At 66.2% G+C, this 22372-nt stretch carries 22 protein-coding genes; 11 read left to right on the top strand and 11 right to left on the bottom strand.

The genetic code is table 11. The features are described 5' to 3' along the window. Nucleotides 1-2118 (top strand): peptidase domain-containing ABC transporter, encoded by a 2118-nt coding sequence (locus AWB70_RS18835; RefSeq protein WP_053569861.1) that lies wholly within the window; start codon nt 1-3, stop codon nt 2116-2118. Further along, nucleotides 2111-3433, top strand: coding sequence for a TolC family outer membrane protein (locus tag AWB70_RS18840; protein ID WP_053569562.1), 1323 nt, complete (start codon nt 2111-2113; stop codon nt 3431-3433). The genes AWB70_RS18835 and AWB70_RS18840 overlap by 8 nt, the downstream gene beginning before the upstream one ends. 2 nt (nt 3434-3435) lie before the next feature. Here the strand turns inward: AWB70_RS18840 and AWB70_RS18845 are convergent, their stop codons facing one another. Then, entirely contained in the window at nt 3436-4014 is a 579-nt protein-coding gene (locus AWB70_RS18845; RefSeq protein WP_053569561.1) for a TetR/AcrR family transcriptional regulator, read from the bottom strand. Nucleotides 4015-4108: 94 nt separating this feature from the next. Between AWB70_RS18845 and AWB70_RS18850 the strand changes: the two genes are divergently transcribed. Then, nucleotides 4109-4576 carry a nuclear transport factor 2 family protein gene (locus AWB70_RS18850; protein ID WP_014251060.1) on the top strand — a complete coding sequence of 156 codons (468 nt, stop codon included), beginning with the start codon at nt 4109-4111 and terminating at the stop codon, nt 4574-4576. Nucleotides 4577-4628: 52 nt separating this feature from the next. Here the strand turns inward: AWB70_RS18850 and AWB70_RS18855 are convergent, their stop codons facing one another. Continuing rightward, nucleotides 4629-5651, bottom strand: a complete 1023-nt coding sequence (locus tag AWB70_RS18855; RefSeq protein ID WP_045454623.1) for a transporter — start codon at nt 5649-5651, stop codon at nt 4629-4631. Nucleotides 5652-5921: 270 nt separating this feature from the next. On the opposite strand from AWB70_RS18855, the gene AWB70_RS18860 reads away from it, so the two are divergent. The 3 genes from AWB70_RS18860 (at nt 5922) to AWB70_RS18870 (ending at nt 7354) form a co-directional block, all read left to right on the top strand. Further along, a complete protein-coding gene (locus tag AWB70_RS18860) occupies nt 5922-6275 on the top strand; it encodes a hypothetical protein (RefSeq protein ID WP_014251058.1) in 354 nt (117 codons plus the stop codon). A 63-nt stretch (nt 6276-6338) separates the two neighbouring features. Continuing rightward, a complete protein-coding gene (locus tag AWB70_RS18865) occupies nt 6339-6770 on the top strand; it encodes a response regulator (protein WP_053569560.1) in 432 nt (143 codons plus the stop codon). A gap of 308 nt (nt 6771-7078) precedes the next feature. Further along, a complete protein-coding gene (locus tag AWB70_RS18870) occupies nt 7079-7354 on the top strand; it encodes a hypothetical protein (RefSeq protein WP_053569559.1) in 276 nt (91 codons plus the stop codon). 107 nt (nt 7355-7461) lie between these two features. Here AWB70_RS18870 and AWB70_RS18875 read toward each other — a convergent pair whose 3' ends face one another. Then, a complete protein-coding gene (locus tag AWB70_RS18875) occupies nt 7462-8415 on the bottom strand; it encodes a chemotaxis protein (protein WP_014251055.1) in 954 nt (317 codons plus the stop codon). 305 nt (nt 8416-8720) lie between these two features. Between AWB70_RS18875 and AWB70_RS18880 the strand changes: the two genes are divergently transcribed. The 3 genes from AWB70_RS18880 (at nt 8721) to AWB70_RS18890 (ending at nt 11167) form a co-directional block, all read left to right on the top strand. Continuing rightward, entirely contained in the window at nt 8721-9161 is a 441-nt protein-coding gene (locus AWB70_RS18880) for a CBS domain-containing protein (RefSeq protein ID WP_014251054.1), read from the top strand. Nucleotides 9162-9311: 150 nt separating this feature from the next. Next, nucleotides 9312-10325: a diacylglycerol/lipid kinase family protein gene (locus AWB70_RS18885; RefSeq protein ID WP_082378105.1), complete on the top strand. Its 1014-nt coding sequence runs from the start codon at nt 9312-9314 to the stop codon at nt 10323-10325. Further along, nucleotides 10322-11167, top strand: a complete 846-nt coding sequence (locus AWB70_RS18890; protein ID WP_053569558.1) for a metallophosphoesterase family protein — start codon at nt 10322-10324, stop codon at nt 11165-11167. The genes AWB70_RS18885 and AWB70_RS18890 overlap by 4 nt, the downstream gene beginning before the upstream one ends. Here the strand turns inward: AWB70_RS18890 and AWB70_RS18895 are convergent. After that, nucleotides 11151-11546, bottom strand: coding sequence for a PPC domain-containing DNA-binding protein (locus AWB70_RS18895; protein ID WP_053569557.1), 396 nt, complete (start codon nt 11544-11546; stop codon nt 11151-11153). The two genes, AWB70_RS18890 and AWB70_RS18895, sit on opposite strands and share 17 nt — an antisense overlap. 101 nt (nt 11547-11647) lie before the next feature. Here AWB70_RS18895 and AWB70_RS18900 point away from each other — a divergent pair, with 101 nt between their 5' ends. Together AWB70_RS18900 and AWB70_RS18905 are read left to right on the top strand one after the other, a co-directional pair. Beyond that, entirely contained in the window at nt 11648-12037 is a 390-nt protein-coding gene (locus tag AWB70_RS18900) for an MAPEG family protein (RefSeq protein ID WP_014251050.1), read from the top strand. A gap of 16 nt (nt 12038-12053) precedes the next feature. Beyond that, entirely contained in the window at nt 12054-12728 is a 675-nt protein-coding gene (locus AWB70_RS18905) for an alpha/beta hydrolase (RefSeq protein ID WP_014251049.1), read from the top strand. Here AWB70_RS18905 and AWB70_RS18910 read toward each other — a convergent pair. The 7 genes from AWB70_RS18910 to AWB70_RS18935 all read right to left on the bottom strand — a co-directional run bounded on the left by AWB70_RS18910 (nt 12717) and on the right by AWB70_RS18935 (nt 22349). Beyond that, nucleotides 12717-13682, bottom strand: a complete 966-nt coding sequence (locus AWB70_RS18910; protein ID WP_053569556.1) for a nucleoside hydrolase — start codon at nt 13680-13682, stop codon at nt 12717-12719. The two genes, AWB70_RS18905 and AWB70_RS18910, sit on opposite strands and share 12 nt — an antisense overlap. Then, nucleotides 13679-15697: a hybrid sensor histidine kinase/response regulator gene (locus AWB70_RS18915; RefSeq protein WP_233408728.1), complete on the bottom strand. Its 2019-nt coding sequence runs from the start codon at nt 15695-15697 to the stop codon at nt 13679-13681. The genes AWB70_RS18910 and AWB70_RS18915 overlap by 4 nt, the downstream gene beginning before the upstream one ends. Nucleotides 15698-15971: 274 nt before the next feature. Then, on the bottom strand, nt 15972-16130 hold the full coding sequence (locus AWB70_RS38775; protein ID WP_156903134.1) for a hypothetical protein: 159 nt from the start codon (nt 16128-16130) through the stop codon (nt 15972-15974). Nucleotides 16131-16266: 136 nt separating this feature from the next. Further along, nucleotides 16267-19065 carry an Hsp70 family protein gene (locus tag AWB70_RS18920; protein ID WP_053569555.1) on the bottom strand — a complete coding sequence of 933 codons (2799 nt, stop codon included), beginning with the start codon at nt 19063-19065 and terminating at the stop codon, nt 16267-16269. Continuing rightward, on the bottom strand, nt 19066-20958 hold the full coding sequence (locus AWB70_RS18925; RefSeq protein WP_200826427.1) for an Hsp70 family protein: 1893 nt from the start codon (nt 20956-20958) through the stop codon (nt 19066-19068). Then, a complete protein-coding gene (locus AWB70_RS18930; RefSeq protein WP_053569554.1) occupies nt 20955-21566 on the bottom strand; it encodes a DUF2760 domain-containing protein in 612 nt (203 codons plus the stop codon). The genes AWB70_RS18925 and AWB70_RS18930 overlap by 4 nt, the downstream gene beginning before the upstream one ends. A 297-nt stretch (nt 21567-21863) precedes the next feature. Then, on the bottom strand, nt 21864-22349 hold the full coding sequence (locus tag AWB70_RS18935) for an adenosine-specific kinase (RefSeq protein WP_014251043.1): 486 nt from the start codon (nt 22347-22349) through the stop codon (nt 21864-21866). Between the last annotated feature and the right edge of the window lie 23 nt (nt 22350-22372).

Below are 22372 nucleotides of genomic sequence, written 5' to 3' on the forward strand. Positions count from 1 at the left end.
ATGCGGGTGATCTATCAAAACGAAGTCGCGGAATGCGGCTATGCATGTCTCGCGATGGTGCTGAGTCACTTCGGTCGCGCTACGGAAGTCCGTGAACTGTCCGCCTACAAGCCGATTTCGGCGAACGGGTTGTCGCTGATGGACCTGTACGACGTCGCCATCGATTTCGGCTTGTCCGTGCAGGCTTATCGTTTCGACGTTTCCGAGCTGTCGAACGTCAAGAAGGGCTCTTTGCTGCATTTCGGCGGCGCGCATTTCGTGCTCTTCGAAAAGGTGTCGCGCGGCTATGTGCGCATCATCGATCCGGCGACGGGGCGGCGGCGCGTGTCGATGGACACGTTCATGCAGGCGATTTCCGGCTTCCTGCTCGAATTCGCGCCGACGCCGGACATGCCGCGCGTCAAGGCGAAATCGCGCGTGCCGGCGGCGCTCGCGCGCGTGCGGGCGCTCAATCCGCGACTGAAGGCGCAGATCGCGAAGGTGCTGTTCGTGTCGCTCGGTTGCGAGTTCGCGATTCTCGCCATGCCGTACTTCGGCAATCTCGTGCTCGACTACGTGGTCGCGGCGGACAATCGCAATCTGCTCAACGTGCTCGTGATGACGTTCGGCAGCATTTTTCTCGTCGGCGCGACGAGTCAGTATGTGCAAACCTACCTGACGGAACTGATCTACGGCCTCGCGCAAATCAATTCGACGGAAGGGTTGATCGGTCATCTGCTGCGCAATCCGATGTCGTGGTTCGAAAAGCGCCATGTCGGCGACGTGTTTGCGCGGGTCAAGGCGCAGGACGAAGTCAGCACCTTTGCGACGCGCAGCACGATTTCGCTGTGCATCGACGTGGTCGTCGGCGCGCTCGCGCTTGTGCTGATGCTGATCCAGAGCCGCCCGCTCACGGGCGTCGCGCTACTCGTGTTCGTCGTCTATGTCGCGTTCTCGCTCAGCATGTTCGCCGCGATGCGCGACACGCATGCGCTCGTCATGGAGACATCGGCGCGCTGCGACGATGCGCTCATCGAAACGATCCGCGCGGCCTCGCTGCTCAAGCTCGCGCAGGGCGAAGTGCGGCGCACGGCCATCTACATGACGAAGTTCAAGGTCTACATGGCGGCGCTTCTGCAAAACCGCCGCCTCGGCTTCGTGCGCGATGCGATCCTCAAGCTCGTCCAGTATGGCGACACGCTTCTGATCACCTGGCTCGCGGCGCGGCTCATGCTGGGGGGCAAGATATCGGTCGGCGTCTTCTATTCATTCCTGATCTACAAGTCGCTGATGTCGGACCGCTTCGCGCGGTCGATCAATGCGATGTTCCAGTATTTCATGTTGAGCGTGCCGGTTGGGCGCCTGGACGATATTGTCGCGACTGAAAACGAGCGCTATACGCCGCTCGCCGATAGTCAACGCGCAACCGAAGTGCGCAACTTCGAGCACATCCAGGTGCGCAACGTGTCGTTCAGCTATGGCATTTCCGATCAGCCCGTTCTCCGAAACGCGAGCCTCGATATCCGCAAGGGCGACAAGATCGTCATCACGGGACCGTCCGGGAGCGGCAAGTCGACGCTTTTCAAACTGCTGTCCGCGGCCGAGCCGCTTCAGGAAGGGCATATCGCGCTGAATGGCATCGCGTGGCCGAATCTTTCCGTCGACGAGATCCGCCGTCACGCCGCGCACATGCGCCAGGGCGACATCATTCTGCACGGCTCGATTGCGGACAACGTGACCATGTTCGCCGGCCATGTCGACGAAGACCGCGTGCACCGCCTGCTTGAGCAGGTCGGCCTGCTCGACGACGTCATGCGCCTGCCCATGCGCACGCGCACCGTCATCAGCGACACGATCGCCAACATCTCCGCCGGACAGCGCCAGCGGCTGCTGCTCGCGCGCGCGCTCTATCAGCAGCGCGAAGTGCTGATGCTGGACGAGCCGACGTCGAACCTGGACCCGGCGTCGGTGCAGCATATCGCACGCCTGCTGCAGAAGATCGACCGTACGGTCGTGGTCATCTCGCACGACATGTCACTCGCATCGACATTCGATGTCCGCTATCGGCTCATCGACGGCGCGTTCGTGCGCGACGCGGAAAACGAAGCGCTCGAAACACGGGACTACGTCGATGCGTAACCGTTCTCTCACAGCATGGAGCATGGCCGGCTGCCTGCTGATCGCGACCTGCGCGCGCGCCGAAGATCTCGCGGCGGTCGTCGAGCAGACGCTCGAATACGACTCGCAAATCGCGCAGGCGCGCGCGAACTACGAGGCGTCGAAACAGGCCGTGCCGATCGCCCGGGCCGCGCTTTTGCCGCAGATTTCGGGCGGATGGGGGCGCGCCTATAACCGGATCGATGTCGAGGAATTCCCGCGGCAGACGTATTGGCAAAGCGGCTGGATGGTGAACATTTCGCAGCCCATCTTCGACTGGACCAAATGGACCGCGTACCAGCAGGCCGATTTTGTCGTGGCGCAAGGCGCCGTCGGGCTTGCTGACGCACGGCAGGCCGCGATGCTGCGCGCGATCGTCGCGTATTTCGAGGCCTTGTCCGCCGAAGACGAACTCAAGCGCACGAACGACTATCTTGCCGCCATCGACGCTCAGCTCGACGTGATCCGCCGCAAGCGCGCAGCAGGCGAGACGACCGTGATCGACGTACAGGAAGCCGGCGTCGCGCGCGAACAGGCGCAATTACAGCGGCTGAATGCCGAGCAGGATCTTGCGGCGAAGCGGCGCGCGGTGGAGCAGGTCAGCGGACGCCCTTTCTCACGGCTCGCCGCGCTGCCGCCGACTGCCCCGCTGCCCCCGCTTGCGGGCGAGGGTGTCGATGTCTGGGCGGATCAGGCGAGAAGCAGCGGTTTCACGGTGCAGGCGAAACAACTGGAGTGGGAAATCGCCAAGATGGAGTCGAAGAAGGTGCGCGCGGCGCACTATCCGGTCGTCAACGTCACGGGATCGTACACGCCGGCGGGCGCGGCATCCGGTTATGCGCGGCCCACGACCACCACCACGGGCATGCTGTCCGTCATGATTCCGCTCTTTTCGGGCGGCGAGATTCAGGCGCGCCTCAGGCAAACGCTCGCGCTCGAAGACAAGGCGCAAGAGGGCATGACGACAGCCATGCGAGACGCGGAGGCCGCCGCCCGCGACGATCACGCGCGTTATGCCCGCGAGCGCGCACGGAGCGAATCGCTCGGGCGGCTTATTCGTTCGTCGCGCGATACGCTTTCCGCGACGGAGATCGGCTACAAGGTGGGCAGCCGCACGAGTCTCGACGTGCTGCGCGCGCTCGACACGCTGTACTCGACGCAGCGCGACTTCATGCGCTCGCGCTACGACGCGATCGTCGCGCTGCTCAAGCTGAAAGCGGATGCCGCGACGCTCGGTTCCGGCGATATCGCGCAAGTGAGTTCGATGCTGTCGCAGGGCGCCGACGTTGCACGCTGATTTCAGGCTTCGGACGCGCGCTTGATGGCCCGCACCACCCGCGCGAGCGCCTTCAGCGCCTCCGCGGGCGACTCCGCGAATTGCGCCGCGACGATCGCGCCGTCCACGGCCAGCGCGAGTGCCTGCGCATCCGGCTTCGCGCTGCGCGACGCCGGCATGAGCGCGCGGATGGCCGCCGTCATGTCGCGTTTGTGACGCCGCGAGATATCGACCGCCTGCGGCAGCGTCGCGCCGACTTCCACGACCGAATTGATGAACGCGCAGCCGCGATAGTTTTCGTCGCCGAACCATTCCGCGAGCGCCGGCACGAGCGCGTTGAGCGTGCCGCCGTGGCGCTTCAGCGCCGCGCGGAACCACGTCATCCAGTTGTCGTGGCGGAAGTCGAGAAATGCGACGATCAGATCGTCCTTGCTCGGAAAATATCGATAGAACGTTTTCTTCGCGACGCCCGATTCGGCGATGACGCGATCTACGCCTGTGGCGCGAATGCCATCGCGATAAAAAAGATCGTGAGCGGTAAGGAGGATACGCGCGTCCGGCGCGAGGCCGGCGGCATCGGGAAGTGCAGTGGGTTGGATCATGCAGCCGATTGTAGACAGGTTCGTCTACCTGCGCTAGAGTGCATCGGGTAGACGGACCTGTCTACCACTCTCCTTGCTCAAAAAGAGGCCACTCATGGAATCCAAGCCGCCGTTCCCGCCATTCGATGAAGAATCCGCCAAGCTGAAAGTCCGTCTCGCCGAAGACGCCTGGAACACGCGCGAGCCCGAACGCGTCTCGCTCGCCTACAGTGTGGACACGCGCTGGCGCAATCGCGCGGAATTCGCGAACGGGCGTGAGGAAGTCGTCGCGTTCCTGCGGCGCAAGTGGGCGCGCGAACTCGACTATCGGCTCATCAAGGAGTTGTGGGCGTACGAGGGCAACCGCATCGCGGTGCGCTTCGCCTACGAATGGCACGACGATGCGAACAACTGGTATCGCAGCTTCGGCAACGAAAACTGGGAATTCAACGAAGCAGGGCTGATGACGCATCGCCACGCGTCGATCAACGATCTGCCGATCAAGGAAGCGGACCGCAAGTATCACTGGCCGCTCGGCCGCCGGCCCGACGATCATGCGAGCCTGAGCGATCTGGGGTTCTGACGCAAGGGCCTCGAACGCGGCGGGCGGCCAGGCGTGGCCGCCGCGCCCGTGCCTAGATGTCGCGACGGCGGCGGAACGCCCACCATCCGGCGAGCGCGGTGAACGTGGCGACGATCACGACGAGCAGCCAGAAACCGTGATGATTCTCCGCGAACGGAATGCCGCCCACGTTCATGCCGAAAAAGCCCGCGACAATGTTGATCGGCAGCGCGAGCACGGTCACGAGCGTCAGCGTGAACAGCGTGCGGTTGCTTTGCTCGCCGAGCCGCGTCGACACCTCTTCCTGCAGCAGCTTGATGCGTTCGACGAGTCCCGCGAGATCGTTGAGCACGAGCGAAAACTCTTCGGTCGCGTCGCGCAGATCCTGAATGTCCTGCGAATGCAGCCAGCGCGGCGGCCGCGCGAGCAGCCGGAACACCGAGCCCGGTTCGGGCGCGAGCAGACGCTGAAGCCGCACGAGCACGCGCCGCAGGCCGCCGAGGTCGGTGCGCATCGTCGCGCCGCGCATCGAAAGGAACCGGTCCTCGATGCCATCGACCTCGACGCTCGTGCGCCGCACGATATGCACGAGCAGGTCCGCCTGGTCGCGCAGCAGGTGCGCGAGCAATTCGGCGGGGGAGCGGAACACTTCGCCGCGCTTGACCGACTCGCGCAGCGAATCGACGGAACGCAGCGGCTTGAGGCGCGCCGTCACGATCAGCTTCTGATGCGTGTACACCCAGAGCGTCGCGATCTCCGAAGGCGTCAGCTCGAAGTTGAACATCACGTCGTTGATGACAGCGAAAAGCGCGCCTTCCTGATGCTCGATACGCGTCGAGTGCGAGCCTTCGTTGAGGGTGTCGAAGAACGCGTCGGGCAGACCGAGACGCCCGCGCATCCAGCGCTCGCACGAACTGTTCGCGAGATCGAAATGCAGCCACACGAATTCCTTGCTCGTGTCGTCGCGCGCGAGCCATTGACTCGCGGCTTCGGCGTCGATCGGCTCGCCGGGATGATCGACATGAAATCGATAGCCGCAGACGAGGCCGGAAAAATCAGAGCCGTAAGGCGGTCTTTGCAAGGTAGCGGGATTCATGCGGGCGTTCTGTTGGCATTCTGGTAGATCGGCATTTCTGCGCGCGGCGCAAAGGCCGATACTTCGGACATTCGCGCTGCCACGCGCTAGTGTGCCACCGGTCGCGCCCCGAATCGCGATCGTAACGCGTGTACGGGATCGAAACGATGAACCCGAACGCGCCGGCGCACGCAAATATGACTGTCATATTGTCGGCGTATCATCGCGCCACGCAAACCGGGCGCTTTCGCTGCGCTCGCAGTGCGCGGGTGCCAACATGGGGAGAAGGCAGTGGAAGACCGAGACGATCTGGACGGGGCGACGCAAACCACGGCGGGAGGCCTCATCCGGCTCGCGTCGGTGATCGCCGGGCTTGCGCGCGAGGGCGCCATCGATACGCGCTTCGGCGCCAAGCTTTTCAAGCGGCTCGACAAGGAAGCGCGGCGCGTGTCCGGCGGCGCGGTCCCGCTCGACGAGACGGAGCAGGCAGCGCTCGTGGGCGCGCTCGGCGAACTCGATCTCGCGTTGCGCCAGCGCGACGCGGCCTCGCTCGTCGAAGCGAACGCGCGTCTGCGAGAAAGTGAAAGCGAAAGCGAAGCGGCGGCGCCCAAGCGTCGCAAGAGCAAGAAAGACAGCGACGCCTGAACGGGCCGGGAAGGCAGGCGCGAAACGTGCTGCGGCGCGAGCGTGTGCTTTCGTCCCCTGCCCATGCCCGTCACTCTGCATTCCCCTCACTGCGCGCTGTGGACGAACCGTAGCGTCGACGTCAACCACGAACAGTGGCGCATGCTCGTCGTCGATGACAACGCCTCCAGCGCCGAAGCGCTTTCGGCTGCGCTCGCCTCCGACGGCTGCGACACGCGCTTCGCCCTGTCCGGCGTCGATGCGCTGCGCGCGATCGACGTCTGGGTGCCGCACGTCGTCATTCTCGACATCACCATGCCCGAGCACGATGGCTACGCGACCGCGCGCGTGCTGCGCCGGATCGGCCGCACGCGCGACGCGGTGATCATCGCGTTTACCGCGCTCGGCGAGGAAATCGTGCGCGTGGAGGGGCTGCATTCGGGATTCGACGGCTACTGCCAGAAAGGCAATCCGCCGACCGCGCTCGTCGATCTGATTCGTCGGCTGATTCACTGACCTCGTCGGCGTTTCAAACGCCTGGCACGCTCGTGCGCGAAATAATTGTTCCGCCCCCGACAAACGGCGCGCTCGCGCCGTTCAGCCTAAGATCCGCCGAAACGCCCGCGTAGCAAGCCGCACGCGAAATTCAGCACGATCGTGCCGCCAGCGATTGTTGGCCCACAACGAAAACTGAATTGAAATTAATGGAGATAAAAAAGCGATAGTAGGGGTATACACTGCGCTTCATCGACGTAGCAGACAGTTTCTCGCAAGACCGCTGCGGCGCTTTCTGATTGAACGTCAAACCGTCTTTGGAGCACACCATGAAACGCAATCTTATCGCTACCCTTCTGATCGCCGCTTCCGCCTCGCTCGCCGCACCCGCTTTCGCGAGCGGCTACGGCCCGGCGCCGTTCTACCGTCCGGCTGTCGGCGCGCCGTCGTCGCAGCAAGGCCCGAGCGCGCAGACGATCGCCGCGGAACAAAACGCAAACGCCGTGAACTCGACGGCTTTCGGTGGCTCGCGTGACAACGTCGCGCAATCGGGCAACCGCACGCAATCGGCCAACAAGGCGCAATCGGTCTTCTTCGGTCAATAACCGGTTCGGCCTGGCCCGGCTCATCCGCCGGGCGCATCGGCTGAAAGACTGCTTCGGCGTCCGGAACGCAGACTCACAAGGTCTTCGTTCCGGGCGCCGATGCCGTTTCAGGCGGCAAGCGCGCCGCGCATCACGTTCGCGAGTTCCGACGCCTCGAACTTCGACACATACGCATTCGCGCCGACCTTGCGCACATGCTGCTCGTTGGCCGATCCCGACAGCGACGAGTGAATCACCACCGGAATGTGCATCAGCCCCGTCTCCGCCTTGATGCGGCGCGTGAGCGTGAAGCCGTCCATTTCCGGCATTTCCAGATCCGTGAGCACGAGCGCGATGTGATCCGCGACTTCGGTGCCTTCCTTCTGCGCCTTGCGCAGCGCCGCTTCCAGCACGTCCCACGCTTCCTGACCGGTTTTCGTCATCACGAAGGGCACGCCCATCGCGGTGAGGCTCTGCTCGATGAGCGCCCGCGCGACGCCCGAATCGTCCGCCGCCAGCACGCGCGCGCCGGGCTTCAGTTGCAGGCGGCCGGTGTTCGCTTCGGTGATGTCGCTTTCCCGCGACGGCAGCACATCGCGCACGATGCGCTCGACATCGAGCACCTGCGCGAGCCGCGAACCATCGACATTGCCGTCCAGACGCGCGAAGCTCGTTACGGTCTTGCCGCCCGAGTGCGATTCCGCCGAAAGCACCTGATTCCATTCGAGCCGCACGATATCGTCGACTTCCTCGACCGCGAAGCCTTGCGTCGTGCGCGCGAATTCGGTGACGAGCAGAATCTTCGGACCGTTCTTCGGCCGGCAGCCGGTGATGCGCGCGAGATCGATCACCGGAATGATCTGCCCGCGGATATCCGCGACGCCGAGAATTTCTTCGTTCGATCCGGCGACCGCCGTGATCGTCGGCATGGCGAGAATCTCGCGCACCTTGAACACGTTGATGCCGTAAAGCTCCCGCTGCTCGGAGCCCGGCGCCTCGCCGAGCCTGAACAGGAGCAATTCGAACATGTTGCTGCCCGCGAGCCGCACGCGCTGCTCGATATCCTGTTGTGAACTGCTCACCTCGTTCTCCCTCTAAGCGGTGCGTCGCTCCGCGTTGCCGTCGTGTGTCTGCCTTCTGGCGGATACTTTCCGCCGGATGCCTGATTAGCGGCATTAATCGACGAAACTGAAGGCGCGCGGGAAGCGGCGGGCGCGAAGAAACGCGGCGCGCGCCGCACTTGCACGTCACCGCGTTGATCTATACTTTTTCGAATGGTCGGGTTAATGCCGATGAAGGCATGGGGCGCGAGGCTTTACGCTCGACGCTGCAGCACAATCCGTCGAAGAGGCGCAACAACGTTTCCCGCATACAACGGAGGCGCTCGATGGCAACAGTCGCACAGGTTCTGAATTCGAAACCCGACCAGACGGTCTATACGGTTGCCGCAACGGCGTCGGTCTTCGATGCAATCAAGCTGATGGCCGACAAACACATTGGCGCGGTGATCGTCACGGAAGGCGACGAGATCGTGGGCATCATGACCGAGCGCGACTATGCGCGCAAAGTCGTCCTGATGGACCGCGCGTCGAAACAGACGCCCGTGCGCGACATCATGACCTCGCAGGTGCGCTACGTGCGCCCCGATCAAACCACCGACGACTGCATGGCGCTCATGACCGACAAGCGCATGCGCCATCTGCCGGTGATCGACGACGGCAAGCTCGTCGGCATGATCTCCATCGGCGATCTGGTGAAAAACATCATTTCCGAGCAGCAGTTCACCATCCAGCAACTGGAGTACTACATTCGCGGCGAGCACACGTAAGCATCGGCGCGTGTGGCGCGTCCGGCGGGCGCTGTGGTTGTAAGCCTTTCGTTATAATCGGCAAGCGCGTGCACGCGTGGGCCCGGCCTGCGCATGCGCGGGTCCGGCCCGGCGTGTGACCGCACGCGGGCAATCGAAGGAGCGCCGCCGATGACTCCAGCCGCTACATCCGCCACATCCGCCACGTCCGCTGCATTCGCCGAACCCGCGCGCACGCTCGCCGCCGACGCGCCGTTCTTCATCGTGATGAACGCGGGCTCGGGCCGCGGCCAGTCCGACGCGACGCGCGCCGTGCTCGAACGCGAACTCGGCGCGGTGGGCCGGCGTTTCGCGCTGCGTATCGTGGACGATCCACGCCGCCTCGCGAGTGTCGCGCGCGAAGCGGCGGCGGAGGCATGCGCGCAAAACGGCGTGCTCGTCGGCGCGGGCGGCGACGGCACGCTGTGCGCCGTCGCCCATGCCGCGCATGAGGCGGGCTGTCCGTTCGCGGTCCTGCCGCGCGGCACCTTCAACTATTTCAGCCGCGATCACGGCATTCCCGCCGACCCCGAAGAATCGACGAAACTCCTGATCAACGCGCGCGCCTGGGCCGTGCAGGTGGGCTTCGTCAACGAGCGCATGTTTCTCGTCAACGCAAGCCTCGGCCTTTATCCGCGGCTGCTCGAAGACCGCGAAATCTACAAGCGGCAATTCGGCCGCAGCCGGCTCGTCGCGCTGTGGTCGGCGCTCTCGACGCTGCTCAAGCCGCACCGGCACCTGCGCCTGCATATCGATCACGACGGCCGCACGACCGAGATCCGCTCGTCCACGCTCTTTGTCGGCAACAACCGGCTGCAGATGGAGCAGATCGGCATGCCGGACGAGGCGCACGCGCTGGAACAGGGTTTGCTCGTGGCCATTGCGCCGCGTCCGGTGGGACGCCTCATGCATCTGTGGCTTTCGCTGCATGGCGCGGCGGGACGGCTGTCCGATTCGGATCACGTCGTGAGCTTCACGTTCGGGCGCATCACGGTGATGCATCCGTCGAAGAAGCGGAAAAGGATCAAGATCGCGACGGATGGCGAGATTGCGAGGCTGCCGATGCCGCTAGAATTCCGCGTTTCCGACAAGCCGCTATGGCTGCTCAAGCCCGAGCCGGAGGCGGCGCAAGCAAATCGCTCATGACCGTGCTGCTGCAGATTTCCGATACCCATTTCGGCACCGAACGGCCGCTCGTCGTCGCGGCGCTGCTGCGTCTCGCCGATGCGCTCGCGCCCGATCTCGTCGTGCTGTCGGGCGATATCACGCAGCGCGCGCGCAGGTCGCAGTTCGCGGCGGCACGCGCGTTCGTCGATGCGCTCGGCGCGACGCCGACGCTCGTCGTCCCCGGCAATCACGACATTCCGCTCTTCAACCCGCTTGCGCGGCTGTGCTATCCGTACGCGAATCATCAACGCGTGTTCGGCGCGGAGCTGGAACCCGCGTTCGAGTCGCCGGACCTGCTCGTGCTCGGCGTGAACACGACGCGGGCGTACCGCCACAAGAACGGCGAAGTGTCGATGCAGCAGATCAGGCGTGTCGCCGCGCGTCTCGATGCGGCGAGCGCGGCGCAATTGCGCGTGGTCGTCACGCACCAGCCGGTGGCCGTCACGCGCGCGCAGGACGAGAAAAATCTGCTGCATAACCGCGAGCGCGCGGTGCAGCGCTGGGCGCGCGCGGGCGCGGACCTGATTCTCGGCGGGCACATTCATCTTCCTTACGTACTGCCGCTGCACGATACCTTCGCGGGCCTCGCGCGCCGCATGTGGGCGGTGCAGGCGGGCACGGCGCTGTCGTCGCGCACGCGCGGGACCATCGACAATTCGGTCAACGTGATCCGCCATGACGCGTCCGCGGGCGGCGCGCGGCAAACCCTGGTCGAGCGCTGGGATTACTCGGAGACGAGCGGGGCGTTCGAACAGATCGCGCGGCACGAACTGGCGCTGGACGGCGCCACGCCGCCGCTCGCCGTCACGTTGCCCGGATGACGAGCTCGGCGAAACCCGTGGCGGCGTCGTGCTCCCGCGTGTAGCGCTCGCCGGGCAGATTCGCGACGACGATCTCCGCCGTCGTGCGCACGATGCAGCCCGGCGCGACATGGCCGCCGCGCACGCGGCCATCGGCATCGGCAATGCTCATGTGCAGATGCGGCCCCTGCGCGGAGAGCGTGCCCGCGAGCGTCAGGATTTCGAGGTCGCCGCGCCATTCGGATGCGTCGTCGCGGCCCGCGTAGCGAATCCGCGCGACGCTCAGGCTGCCGATGCCTTGCAGCACATACGCGGCGGTGAGCGCGCGTTCGCGGAAAGCGAGATCGAGCGCGGCGCGCAGATCGTCGCCGGGCGAGAGACGGAGCGTGATCGCGAGCATGGAATAAGGGGAAGAGACGGATTGTTTCAAGACTACACGCTCACGGCCCGTGATGGCATCATGGGCGCGACCCGACGCGTGCACAGGCCGATGGAGGCGCCATGAGTTTCGAACTGAAGATGCTGGCGTGGACGCTCGTGCTCGCGCTGGTGCAAGTGTTGCTCCCTGCCGTGGTGCGCAACCGCGAAGTCGGCCTCAAATATCAGGCCGGCCCGCGCGACGCCGCGACGCCGCCGCCCGGCCGGCTTTCCGGCCGGCTGATGCGCGCGCAGGCCAACCTGTTCGAGACGCTGCCGATTTTCGCCGTCGCGGTGCTGATCGTGCATGTGACCGGGCGCGAGAATCCGATGACCCATTACGGCGCGCTCACGTATTTCGTCGCGCGCCTCGTGTACGTGCCGCTCTACGCGGCGGGCGTGCCGTTCGTGCGCTCGCTCGTGTGGCTGTTGTCGATCGTCGGCATCGTGCAGATTCTCGTTCCCATCATCTGAAAAGGAGTGACGGGCAATGACCGATCAACCTTCGACCATCGAGATCGAAACCGCGCCGGACCCCGAGTTCGCCGTGATCCTGATGCACGGCCTCGGCGCCGACGCCAACGACTTCGTGCCGCTCGTGCCCGAACTGCGTCTCGCCGATGCGCCCGCCATCCGCTTCGTGTTTCCGAACGCGCCGGAAATCGCCGTCACGGCGAACAACGGCTACGTGATGCGCGCGTGGTACGACATCCTCTCCTTCGAGGGCATCAATCGCCGCGTGGACGAGGCGGGCATCGTGGCTTCGGTGGCCCGCGTGCGCGCGCTCATCCAGGAGCAGAACGCGCGCGGCATTCCGAGCGAACGCATATTCGTCGCCGGCTTCTCGCAGGGCGGCGCGATGACCTATCACGCGGGCCTCACGCATCCCGAGAAGCTCGCGGGGCTGATCGTGCTGTCGGGCTACATTCCGTCCGAAGGCCTCGTCGATGAATCGCTCAGCGAAGCCAACCGCTCGATCCCGATCTTCGCCGCCCACGGCACCTTCGACGACGTGCTGAACGTGAGTCTCGGCGAGCAGGCGGTGGAATTCGCGCGCCAGCAGGGCTGCGATGTCGAATGGCACGCGTATCCAATGCCGCATTCGGTTTGCATGGAGGAAGTCGAGGCGCTGCGCGCGTGGCTCGGCGCGCGCCTAGCTCGATAGCGTTTTCGCGAAGAGTTCGAGCACCGCGTCCGCATCCACGCCGATGCACGCGTCGCACGCCGGGCGCGTGTCCCAGCCGGGCGCGGGCGAATCCGTGCGCATCGAGGCGGGCTTTTGTATCGTGAGGCCCGCGGCGATGCCATCGGTCAGCACGCGCACCGGGCCGCGCCGCGTCGTGTAAAGCGCGCGCGCGACGATGAACGCCGCCGCCGAATAATCGTGCGCGTAGATGCCCCGGCTCATGCCGTCGGCGGCATGAAAGCGTTCGTAGAAGCGCGACACGTCCCACACGAAACGGCCCGCGTCGCCCGCGCGGTCGCGCAGCGCGGCCAGAAACGCGGTCGTCATGACGGTTTCGTGCGTGACGTCCAGACCCACGATCGACACGTTCCACGGCGCGCCGAACACGATATCGGCGGCGTCCGGGTCGGCGTGCATGTTCGCTTCGGCGGCGGGCGTCGCGTTGCCGAGCGTGCCGTGGATGCCGAACGCGCCGCCCATCACGACGACTTCGCGCACGCGCTGTGCGATCTCCGGCGCGTCCTGCAAGGCGAGCGCGAGATTGGTCATCGGCCCGACCGCGAGCAGCGTGATTTCGCCCGGATACGCCCGCACCGCGTCGATGATGAAGCGATGCGCCGCGCGGCCGTCTTCGGGCTTGTCCACATGCCCGATGCGCTCGATGTCGCCGAGCGCGTCGTTGCCGTGGATGTGCGAGATCGGCACCGGCGGCAGGCCTTTCAGCGGCGCCGCCGCGCCGCGCGCGACCGGCACGCGCGGCGCGAAACGCGAGGCGAGATAGCGCGCATTGCGGGTCGTGGTGTCGATATCGGCGTTGCCAAACACGCTCGTGATGCCGACGAACTCGATGTCCGGATGCCGCGCCAGAAACACGAGCGCGATGGCGTCGTCGATGCCGGGATCGGTGTCGTAGATGATCCGGTGCTTCGTCATGCCGCAGTCACCGCGCACTCTCCGGCGATCAGCGTCACCATTTCGCGGCGCAGTTCGGCGGGGCTCACGGGCTTCGACAGCACGTCGTGGTCGCACGCGAGCGGCACGATCGTCGCGGCCGGCTCGCCCGTCACGACGAGGCAGGGGCAGGGCCGCCCGAGCTTGCGCGCGCTCAGCATCGCGACTTCGCGCGCCGTCTTGAAGTCACGCAGCCGGTAGTCGGTGATGATGAGATCGGGGAAGCGCTCGATCGTCGCGAGAATCTCCTCGTATTCCTCGAAGGTCGCGGCGGAGTCGTAGAGCACGCCCCATTGCGACAGCAGCGCTTCGGTGGACGCGCGCACGAGGCCGTCGTCTTCCACGAGCAGCACGTAGCGGCCGCTGAGCTGCGCGGCCTCGGCGGCTTCGGAACGCGCCGGCGCGCGTGCCGACGGCGTGTCGAGCGACGGCCCGCACAGCGGCATTTCCAGCGAGAAACGCGAGCCGCGCCCTTCGGTGGACTTGAGCTCGATGCGGTGCTGATCCAGCATCGACACGACCGCATTGACGATCGACAGCCCCAGGCCGAGCCCCTTGTCGCGGTCCTGCTCGGGATTGTCGACCTGAAAGAACGGCTGGAAGATCGCGTCGAAATAATCGGCGGGAATGCCGATGCCGTTGTCCAGCACGTCGATGCGCGCGCGCGTGGCCGAACGCACCACGCCGATGATGACCGTCGGCTTCGACGTCTTGCTCGTATCCGCGTACTTGATGCCGTTCGACACGAGATTGGCGACCGCGCGCCCGAGCCAGTGCGCGTCGCTCCTCACGCAGACGACGTCTTCCTTCGGCAGCCGCAGCCGCAATTCGACGCCCCGGCTCGTCGCGAACGGGCGCAACTGCTCGGCGGCTTCCTCGACGATGCTGCGCACGTCGAATACGTGATAGCGCGGCACGACGCGGCCCGATTCCAGCCGCGACAGATCGAGCACGGCGTTCAAGAGGCGCGCGAGGATCACGGACGAGCGTCCGCATTCGTTGATGAGCCGCTCGGCCTGATCGAACTCGCCGTTGCGGATGGCTTCGGCGGCCGCCTGCAGGAACAGGTTCAGCGCGTGCATCGGCTGGCGCAGATCGTGGGTCGCGGCGGCGAGGAAGTTGGACTTCTCGCGGCTCGCGGTCTGCGCGGCGATCATCTGCTGCTCGCGCAGGGCGAGCAGCGCGTTGGTCTTGTTCTCCTGATCCTTCTTCGACACTTCCAGCTCGCGGTTCTTGCGGCCGAGCGAGACGTTCGCCGCGCGCAATTCGTCGTTGAGCGACGCGAGCGCGCGCTCCGAGCTATAGCGTTCGCGCGACACGCGCTCGGCGTGCGTGCAGACGCCGTGCCCCACGACCACGACGTTGAACATATAGAAGACGCCGGCGAGGAAGTCTTCCGTGTTGAGCAGATGGATGGCGACCTGCAGCAGCACGATCGACGCCAGCGTGATCACCCCCGCGGTCAGCGCGACGCGCGAGCGCAGGTAGAAGAAGCTGAACTGGAAGAACAGCGCGAGACACAGGCCGATGAAATGCTGCGTGTAGTTATAAGGCGCGGGCGTGATCGCGACCATCGCGAGGATCAGGCACAAGAGCCCGTAGATGCCCGTGAGAATGATGCGCTGCGAGCTCGCGTGCGAGCGGAACGACGGCCGGAGCACCAGCACGCCGACGAAAAACAGCAGCGCGATGCCCGCGAAGCGCAGCGCGAGGATGGCCGGCAGGCGCGAGTCGAGCGCCTGGTTGCCGCGCGCGAAGCTCAGGTCCCACCAGAGAAAGCATGTCCATATGGCGAGCGCGAGCAGCGTCGATGCGCGCCGGAACGCGCAAAAGCGCTGACTGTGGTCTTCGAGGAACTGCGCCTCCAGCGCGGCGTCGGAGAACGGCGCCGGAATGGACAGATTGCGCACCAGGCTCGCGCCGGCCTCACGGGCGGCCGCGAACAGAATCCCTGGGGTGCGCACGTCGGCGGCGCGTTGCGGTACGGCCATCTTCATGCTCGCTCACGGAATCGGGATATCTACTTTAGGCCAATGCGGTCATACCAATACGCCTTTTTTTAGCCATCCGCGGTTATAACCGGAAATTATTGCGTCTATATGGCGGGTTTTGGCGGCAGGCGCCGAGGCGGGAGGGGGAAGGGAGGAAAAAAGCGGCCCGAACGATGCCGGGAGCCGAACGGCGAGCGTCTCGTTTCCGCTCGCCGATTCGAAGGACAGCCAACTCGAATGCCCCCCGCACGAGGACGAGGGCGCGTCTTGCGGATACCGCTCAGGCTTTCGGCTTGGCCTTGGTGGTGCGTTTCGTGACCTGCATTTCCTTCGTGCCTGCGGCCTTCGCGGGCGATGCCTTGCTGCCGGCCGTTTTCTTGCGGCTCGACATTTCCGTTTCGGCGGGTTGGCTCGCTTGAGCCTTGCGTGGGGATGGCATGCTGACCTCCTTCAGTGCGTGTCCATATCGACACACTGATAACCATAGGATGCGGCCCGCCCGTATTCAAGACACACGCGGCCTGGCCGCAACGCATCGGCGAAAAAACTTCTGAGAGCGAAGCATTTCGATGCGTTCAGCGGATCAGCTTGAGCCCCGCCGGCAGCGTTTCGCCGAACACGCGCCCCTCGTCGGCGCGATCGAGCTCGACGGTCTCGCGCACCATCGCGATCCACGCCGCCGGTGCGCCCATCGTTTCAAGGCGCTGGACGACGGCCAGGCGCACATCGTCGGGGAGATCGCGCGAGCGGTCGCCGGTCATGCGCGCGATCTGCACGGCGGCGAACGCGGCGGGATCGACCTTCTTCCAGTCGAGCGCGAGGATCGCATCGAGCCACGCGACGGCGATATCCGGCGGCACGACGCCGTGCGCGCTGCCGTAAAAGGGCGCGCGCGCGCCGATGCGCCCGAGCGCCCACCAGCTCTGCACGTTCTCCGAAGGTTTCCTGAGGCGCGTGAGCAGCCACTCGCCGACTTCGATCTTGCGTTCGACCGGCACGCGTTCCAGCGACGCCGCGAGCCGCACCATGTCCTCGTAACCCGCGCGCGCCGCGCCCGCTGCCTTGCGATAGCGGCTCGTGCCGGGCGGCTGGAGCACGAACGCCATGTCGTCCAGAAGCCGCAACTGCGCGGCTTCGGGCAGGCCGCCCGCCGCGCGGCGCCAGAGCGTCCACCATTCGGACCAGATCTGGCTCTCGTTGCTGTACTGGATGCCCTGATCGAAGAGCGTCCATAACTGCTCGACGCGCCATTCGTCGAGCGGATGGCCGAAACCCGGCCGCATGCAGTAGCCCGCGAGATTGAGCCACAGGCGCTCGTGATCGGCGCTGCGGCGGCGTTTCTTCGCGCGCTCGAACAGCGCGCCGAAGAGTTCGCGCAAGAGCGCGATGTCCCAGCCGTCGCGCGCGCCGAGCGCCTGTTCGAGTTGCGCCCGCAGGCGCTTGACCTCCTTCGGGCCGACATCCTGCGACTTCGCGCCGAACGTGCGGTCGATCAGTTCGATGGCTTTCGGCAACGCCGGATGCGCTTCGCTCGCGGTCTCGTCGCTGTCCTGCCCGTCGCGGCGCAACTGAAACTCCAGCAGCCAGCGCCTCGCGGGATCGTCGACGGCGATGCAGTGCATCTCCAGCGTGCCGACTTCGGTGAGCGACGTGGTGAGTTGCACCGCCGTTTCGCTCGCCTTGCCCTGGCCCGCGGCGCGCGGATCGACGACCGTCGCGATCGGCGGCAGGCGCACGAAATCGCCCGATGCGGCCGCGAGGTCCGCCAGCTCGCCCGCCTTGAACCCGGCCTCCGCCACCGATGACGCCAGGTGAAAGCGCACCGGCGCACCGAGCGTGAGCGCGAACGTGCGGTCGGCGAGATGGATCGGCTGGCCTTCCTCGGTGCCGCGCGGCAGCACGCAGACGCCGCGCGCCGCGCTGGCATCGTCTTCGAGCAGGAGGAAGAAGCTGCGCGCCGAGCCGCCGCCGATTCTGGGCGCATGGCCCGCGCGCGCGAGCGCATAGGCGACCGCGCCGCGCGCGACGGCGACATCGGGATGGCCGTTCGCGAGCACGTTGACGGCTTCGCCGCGCCATGCCGAGAGCGTATCGGCGATACGGCGCGCGAGCGGATCGGCGCGAAACACGCCGCCGTTCAAGAGCAAGGTGTCCGGAATGGCGGGCGTTTCGGCTGGCACGTCGAGCGCCTTGCGCGCCTCGCCCGCGTGCTGGCCGAGAAACGCCGCGACATGCCGCGTGATGGCCGCGTCGCTCGCATAGGGCAGCCCGAACTCGACGATGCCGCCACGCGCGCGCGTCGGCCGGTCGCTCGCGGACACCATCGGAAAGAAGCCGTCGACGATGATCCGTTCGAGTTCGTCGCGCGTCACATCGGCCGAACGGGCGCCGCCGATGAGCTTCGAACCCGCGCCGAGCAGCGTGATCGACGCGGACGCGGGCGCACCGTCTCCCGTTGCGCCCAGCAGTTGCTCCTTCGTGGCGCGGCAGCGCTCGACCAGTTCCGACAGGCGCGCCGCCGAAAGCCGCGTGTCGCCGCCCGTGAGCCGCTTTTCGACGAGATGCGCGAGCGCGAGATCCATGTTGTCGCCGCCGAGCATCAGATGGTTGCCCACGCCGATGCGTGTCAGTTCGGGCTCGCCGTCCTTCATGGCGACCTGGATCAGCGTGAGGTCGGTCGTGCCGCCGCCGACATCGACGATCAGCACGAGACGCGTCGCGGCGAGTTCGTCCGCCAGCGTCGCGCGATGATGAAACAGCCAGTCGTAGAACGCGGCCTGCGGTTCTTCGAGCAGCCGCAGCGTGTCGAGGCCCGCCATGCGCGCCGCTTCGAGCGTCAGCGCCCGCGCGCCTTCATCGAAGGAAGCGGGCACGGTCAGCACCACGTCCTGCTGGTCGAGCGGCGCATCGGCAAAGCGCTCGTTCCACGCCGCGTGCACGTGCGCCAGATAGCTCGCGCTCGCGATCACGGGCGAGATTTTCTCGACGTCGTCGCCCGCGCCCCACGGCAAGATCGGCGCGAGGCGATCGACCGCCGCATGCGACAGCCAGCTTTTCGCGCTCGACACGAGGCGGCCAGGCACCTGCGCGCCGAGCGCGCGGGCAAACCGGCCGATGACCGCGGGCGCTTCCATCTCGCCCCACGGCAATTGCAGATCCTCGGATTTGAGCTCGCCCGGCGCGTAGTGATAGCGCAGCGAAGGCAGAAGCGGCTGGGCCGCGACTTCGCCCGCGCCCACGAGCTGCTCGATCTCGAACACGCGGATATCGTGCGAGCCCGTTTCTGCATAAGCGACGACGGTATTGCTCGTTCCCAGGTCGATGCCGACGCTGTAGCGCGCACGCGCCGCCGCTTTTTTCTTTCGCGTGGACACTTACAGGCCCATGCCCTGATCCACGCCCGAGTTCGCGCCGCCGCGCACGTCGAACTCGACTTTCCAGCGCTCGGACGAGCCGCGCGGAACCGCTTCGAGTTCGAGCGTGCCCGCTTCGGTCACGCGCGCATGCAGCTTGACGGGCACGACTTCGCCCGGCGTGCGGCCTTCGGGCGGCAGCGATGCCTCGATCTCTTCGAGCTCCTGCAATTCGTCCGGCTGCCAGTAGTCGAGCAGCGTGCCGACCGTGTCCTGACGCCGCACCGACGAGCCGAAGAAGCGGAAATGCACCGGCTCGCCGACCACCAGCCCGAATTCCTGCGCGGGCAGGGCGGCGTCGGTGCCTTCCTCCATGCCGAACGGCGCGACGCACAGCGCCTGCACGGGCGGCTCCAGGCCGGGCACGGCGGGCATCGCCGATTCGACCGCGACGTAGTACGCGCGCGCCGTGCCGCCGCGAATGCGCACGCCCTTGCCGCGCCGCACGTAGCCGTAGTAAGCCGCGCCGCGCGCCACCGCCAGATCGAGATCCGCGCCTTCGAGCAGCCGCGCGGGCGGCGCGTTCTCGGCGGCGAGCCATGCGTTGAGCGTCGTCATCACGCGCTCGACGAGCAGCGGCGACTTGAACACGCCGCCGTTGAAGAGCACGGCGGTCGGGTGCAGCAGCGTCGCGCCCTGCGGTGCTTCATGCTGCAAGCCTTCGACTTCCGCAAGCGCATTCACCTGACGGCCGAGGAACGCGGCGAGATGGCGCGTGACGGCGGCGTCCTGCGCATACGGCAGACCGAGTTGCGTCAGACCGACGCGCGCGCGCGAAACCGGCCGCGCGGCGGCATCGACTTGCGGGAAAAAGCCTTCGAGCAGGATTTGCGTGAGCTCGGCGCGCGTCAGTTCGGTGCGCAGCGACCCGCCGATCAGCTTCGAGCCGCGGCTCGGCACGACGAGCGGCACGGCGTCGGTCGATGGATAGGACAGCAGCGTTTCCTTCGCCGAGCGGCACGCGTAGGTGAGCGCGCGCAACTGCCACGGATCGGCCTGCGTCCCCGCCGCCGCCAGCTTGCGCGCGACGGTGTGCGCGAGCGCCAGGTCCATGTTGTCGCCGCCGAGCAGGATATGTTCGCCGACAGCCACGCGATGCAGCTCCAGATTTCCTTCGCGCTCGACGACCGCGATCAGCGAAAGGTCGGTCGTGCCGCCGCCGACATCGACGACGAGAATGACATCGCCCACTTTGACCTGCTTGCGCCAGCCGCCCGCCGACTTCTGAATCCAGCTATACAGCGCGGCCTGCGGTTCTTCGAGCAGCGTCATGCGCGTGTAGCCGGCGGCCGCCGCGGCTTCGGCCGTGAGTTCGCGCGCGGCGGGATCGAACGACGCGGGAATCGTCACGGTCACATCTTGCTGATCGAACGGCGCGTCCGGATGCGCGTGATTCCACGCCTCTCGCAGATGCGTGAGATAACGCACCGAGCTTTCCATCGGCGAGACACGCTCGACTTCCTCGGGCGCATCCGACGGCAGAATCGCCGCGCGGCGATCGACGCCCGGATGGCACAGCCAGCTTTTCGCGCTGGAGACGAGGCGGATCGGCGTGCCCGCGCCGCGCGTGCGCGCCAGTTCCCCGACGATGAATGTGCGCTCCTGCGTCCACGGCAGCGTCAGATCGCCGGGCGCGAGCTCGTTTTCATGCGGCAGATAGAGAAACGAAGGCAGCAGGTCGCGCTCTTCGGCGGCGCCGGGCGCGGTCAGTTGCGAAACAGGAAGCACGCCTTGCGCGGTCTTTTCGCCGTCGCTTGCGCTCATGTCGACATAGGAGAGCGCGCAGTGCGTCGTGCCGAGATCGACGCCGATCGAATAGCGCGCCGGGTTTTCGTTCGAGTTGATGTCGCTCACAGTTCCACCTCCGCCGGCGCGACGATGCTCGCATCATGGGACGGCGCGAGCTTCGGCAGGCGCGTGTCCTCGACCTTCCATCCACGATGGCTGATGCTGCCCGAAAAGGGCGGTTTGCCGACGACATTGCCCGTGAGGCGCACGGCGGCCGCGTCGAAGCCTTCCTGCAGCGTGATGCGGCTGCCTTCGGCTTCGCCGCGTACCGGCTTGATCGAGAAATGCTCGCGCAGCACCGCGCGGCAGCCGTCGTGCACGAGGCGGGCGGCCGCGCCGATATCGGCGTCGGTGTATTGGGCGATGTCTTCCTCGACGAAATCGATGAAACGCGCGTCGCGCTGCAAGAGACCGAGCAGTTGCAGGGCGGCGACGGGGCTGGCTTCCTTCAGCGCGGAAGGCGCGGGCTGCACGGGCGCGGCGGCCGGCTTCGGCGGCTGCGGCGCTTGTGGCTTCTCGGGCGCGGCAGGCGCGACGGGCGCGGCTTCGGGCGCGAGCGGCGCTTCGCGCAAGCGCTGTACGCGGCCCGCGAACGCCGCATTGCCCAGAATGCCGAAGAAGGCGCCGAAGGCAATGCCTATCCTGCCGAAAAAGCCTGGGTTCATATCGGTCATGTGATGCTCCTGTTGGCCGCGCGAGGACGACCTTATCCTCGGGCGGCGCGGGTGGCCGGTGTTCGATGCCGTATCGGCGGGGTTGATGCCGGGAATCTTAAGACGTGTGGGCGCGGCGGTTCAGCGGGCCGCGGCACACGAACGAAAACGCCAACGGCGTTTATACCGTATCCCGATATTGTCCATGATGCCGCGCCCCGGATCGAAAAAAGCGCCGTAACGGGTGCGCGCGGGCGTCATTCTCGTGATTTGCCCGCTCAAGTCAAGGTTCAGGCCTCAGGGTGCAGGCGTCAGGCTTCAGGCCTTGTAGCCGATCTTGCGCAGCAGATCCTTGCGCCACTGCACGTCCTCCGCCGTTTCGACGCCGAGCGGCGGCAGCCCGTCGATCACGCCGACGATCCCGCGCCCCTGATCCGTCTGCGCGACGAGCACCTGCGTCGGATTGGCGGTCGCGCAGAAGATGCGGCACACCTCCGGCACGTTCTTGACGGTATTGAGCACGTTGACGGGAAAAAAGCCGTCGCCGAGCACGATGATGAAGCTATGCCCCGCGCCGATGCGCTGCGCGTTGCCCGCGGCCATCTCGACGAGCGCGTCGTCCGTGCCCGACGTGCGCACGAGCCGCTTGCCCGACGCCTCGCAGAACGCGAGCCCGAAGCGGATGCCGGGCACCGCGCCGACGAGCGCCTCGTGCAGATCCTCGACCGTCTTGATGAAATGCGACTGGCCGAGGATGAAGTTGGTGTCCTCGGGCTTGTCGATGGCGATGGCGAGCAGTTCCATGGCGAATCTCCGGTACGCGCTGG

The sequence above is a fragment of the Caballeronia cordobensis genome (assembly GCF_001544575.2).
Lineage (GTDB): Bacteria > Pseudomonadota > Gammaproteobacteria > Burkholderiales > Burkholderiaceae > Caballeronia > Caballeronia cordobensis.

Coding starts and splice junctions, on each gene's coding strand:
- AWB70_RS18835 (WP_053569861.1), top strand. CDS start 1: ATGCGGGTGATCTATCAAAACGAAGTCGCGGAATGCGGCTATGCATGT.
- AWB70_RS18840 (WP_053569562.1), top strand. CDS start 2,111: ATGCGTAACCGTTCTCTCACAGCATGGAGCATGGCCGGCTGCCTGCTG.
- AWB70_RS18845 (WP_053569561.1), bottom strand. CDS start 4,014: ATGATCCAACCCACTGCACTTCCCGATGCCGCCGGCCTCGCGCCGGAC.
- AWB70_RS18850 (WP_014251060.1), top strand. CDS start 4,109: ATGGAATCCAAGCCGCCGTTCCCGCCATTCGATGAAGAATCCGCCAAG.
- AWB70_RS18855 (WP_045454623.1), bottom strand. CDS start 5,651: ATGAATCCCGCTACCTTGCAAAGACCGCCTTACGGCTCTGATTTTTCC.
- AWB70_RS18865 (WP_053569560.1), top strand. CDS start 6,339: ATGCCCGTCACTCTGCATTCCCCTCACTGCGCGCTGTGGACGAACCGT.
- AWB70_RS18870 (WP_053569559.1), top strand. CDS start 7,079: ATGAAACGCAATCTTATCGCTACCCTTCTGATCGCCGCTTCCGCCTCG.
- AWB70_RS18880 (WP_014251054.1), top strand. CDS start 8,721: ATGGCAACAGTCGCACAGGTTCTGAATTCGAAACCCGACCAGACGGTC.
- AWB70_RS18885 (WP_082378105.1), top strand. CDS start 9,312: ATGACTCCAGCCGCTACATCCGCCACATCCGCCACGTCCGCTGCATTC.
- AWB70_RS18890 (WP_053569558.1), top strand. CDS start 10,322: ATGACCGTGCTGCTGCAGATTTCCGATACCCATTTCGGCACCGAACGG.
- AWB70_RS18895 (WP_053569557.1), bottom strand. CDS start 11,546: ATGCTCGCGATCACGCTCCGTCTCTCGCCCGGCGACGATCTGCGCGCC.
- AWB70_RS18900 (WP_014251050.1), top strand. CDS start 11,648: ATGAGTTTCGAACTGAAGATGCTGGCGTGGACGCTCGTGCTCGCGCTG.
- AWB70_RS18905 (WP_014251049.1), top strand. CDS start 12,054: ATGACCGATCAACCTTCGACCATCGAGATCGAAACCGCGCCGGACCCC.
- AWB70_RS18910 (WP_053569556.1), bottom strand. CDS start 13,682: ATGACGAAGCACCGGATCATCTACGACACCGATCCCGGCATCGACGAC.
- AWB70_RS18915 (WP_233408728.1), bottom strand. CDS start 15,697: ATGAAGATGGCCGTACCGCAACGCGCCGCCGACGTGCGCACCCCAGGG.
- AWB70_RS38775 (WP_156903134.1), bottom strand. CDS start 16,130: ATGCCATCCCCACGCAAGGCTCAAGCGAGCCAACCCGCCGAAACGGAA.
- AWB70_RS18930 (WP_053569554.1), bottom strand. CDS start 21,566: ATGACCGATATGAACCCAGGCTTTTTCGGCAGGATAGGCATTGCCTTC.
- AWB70_RS18935 (WP_014251043.1), bottom strand. CDS start 22,349: ATGGAACTGCTCGCCATCGCCATCGACAAGCCCGAGGACACCAACTTC.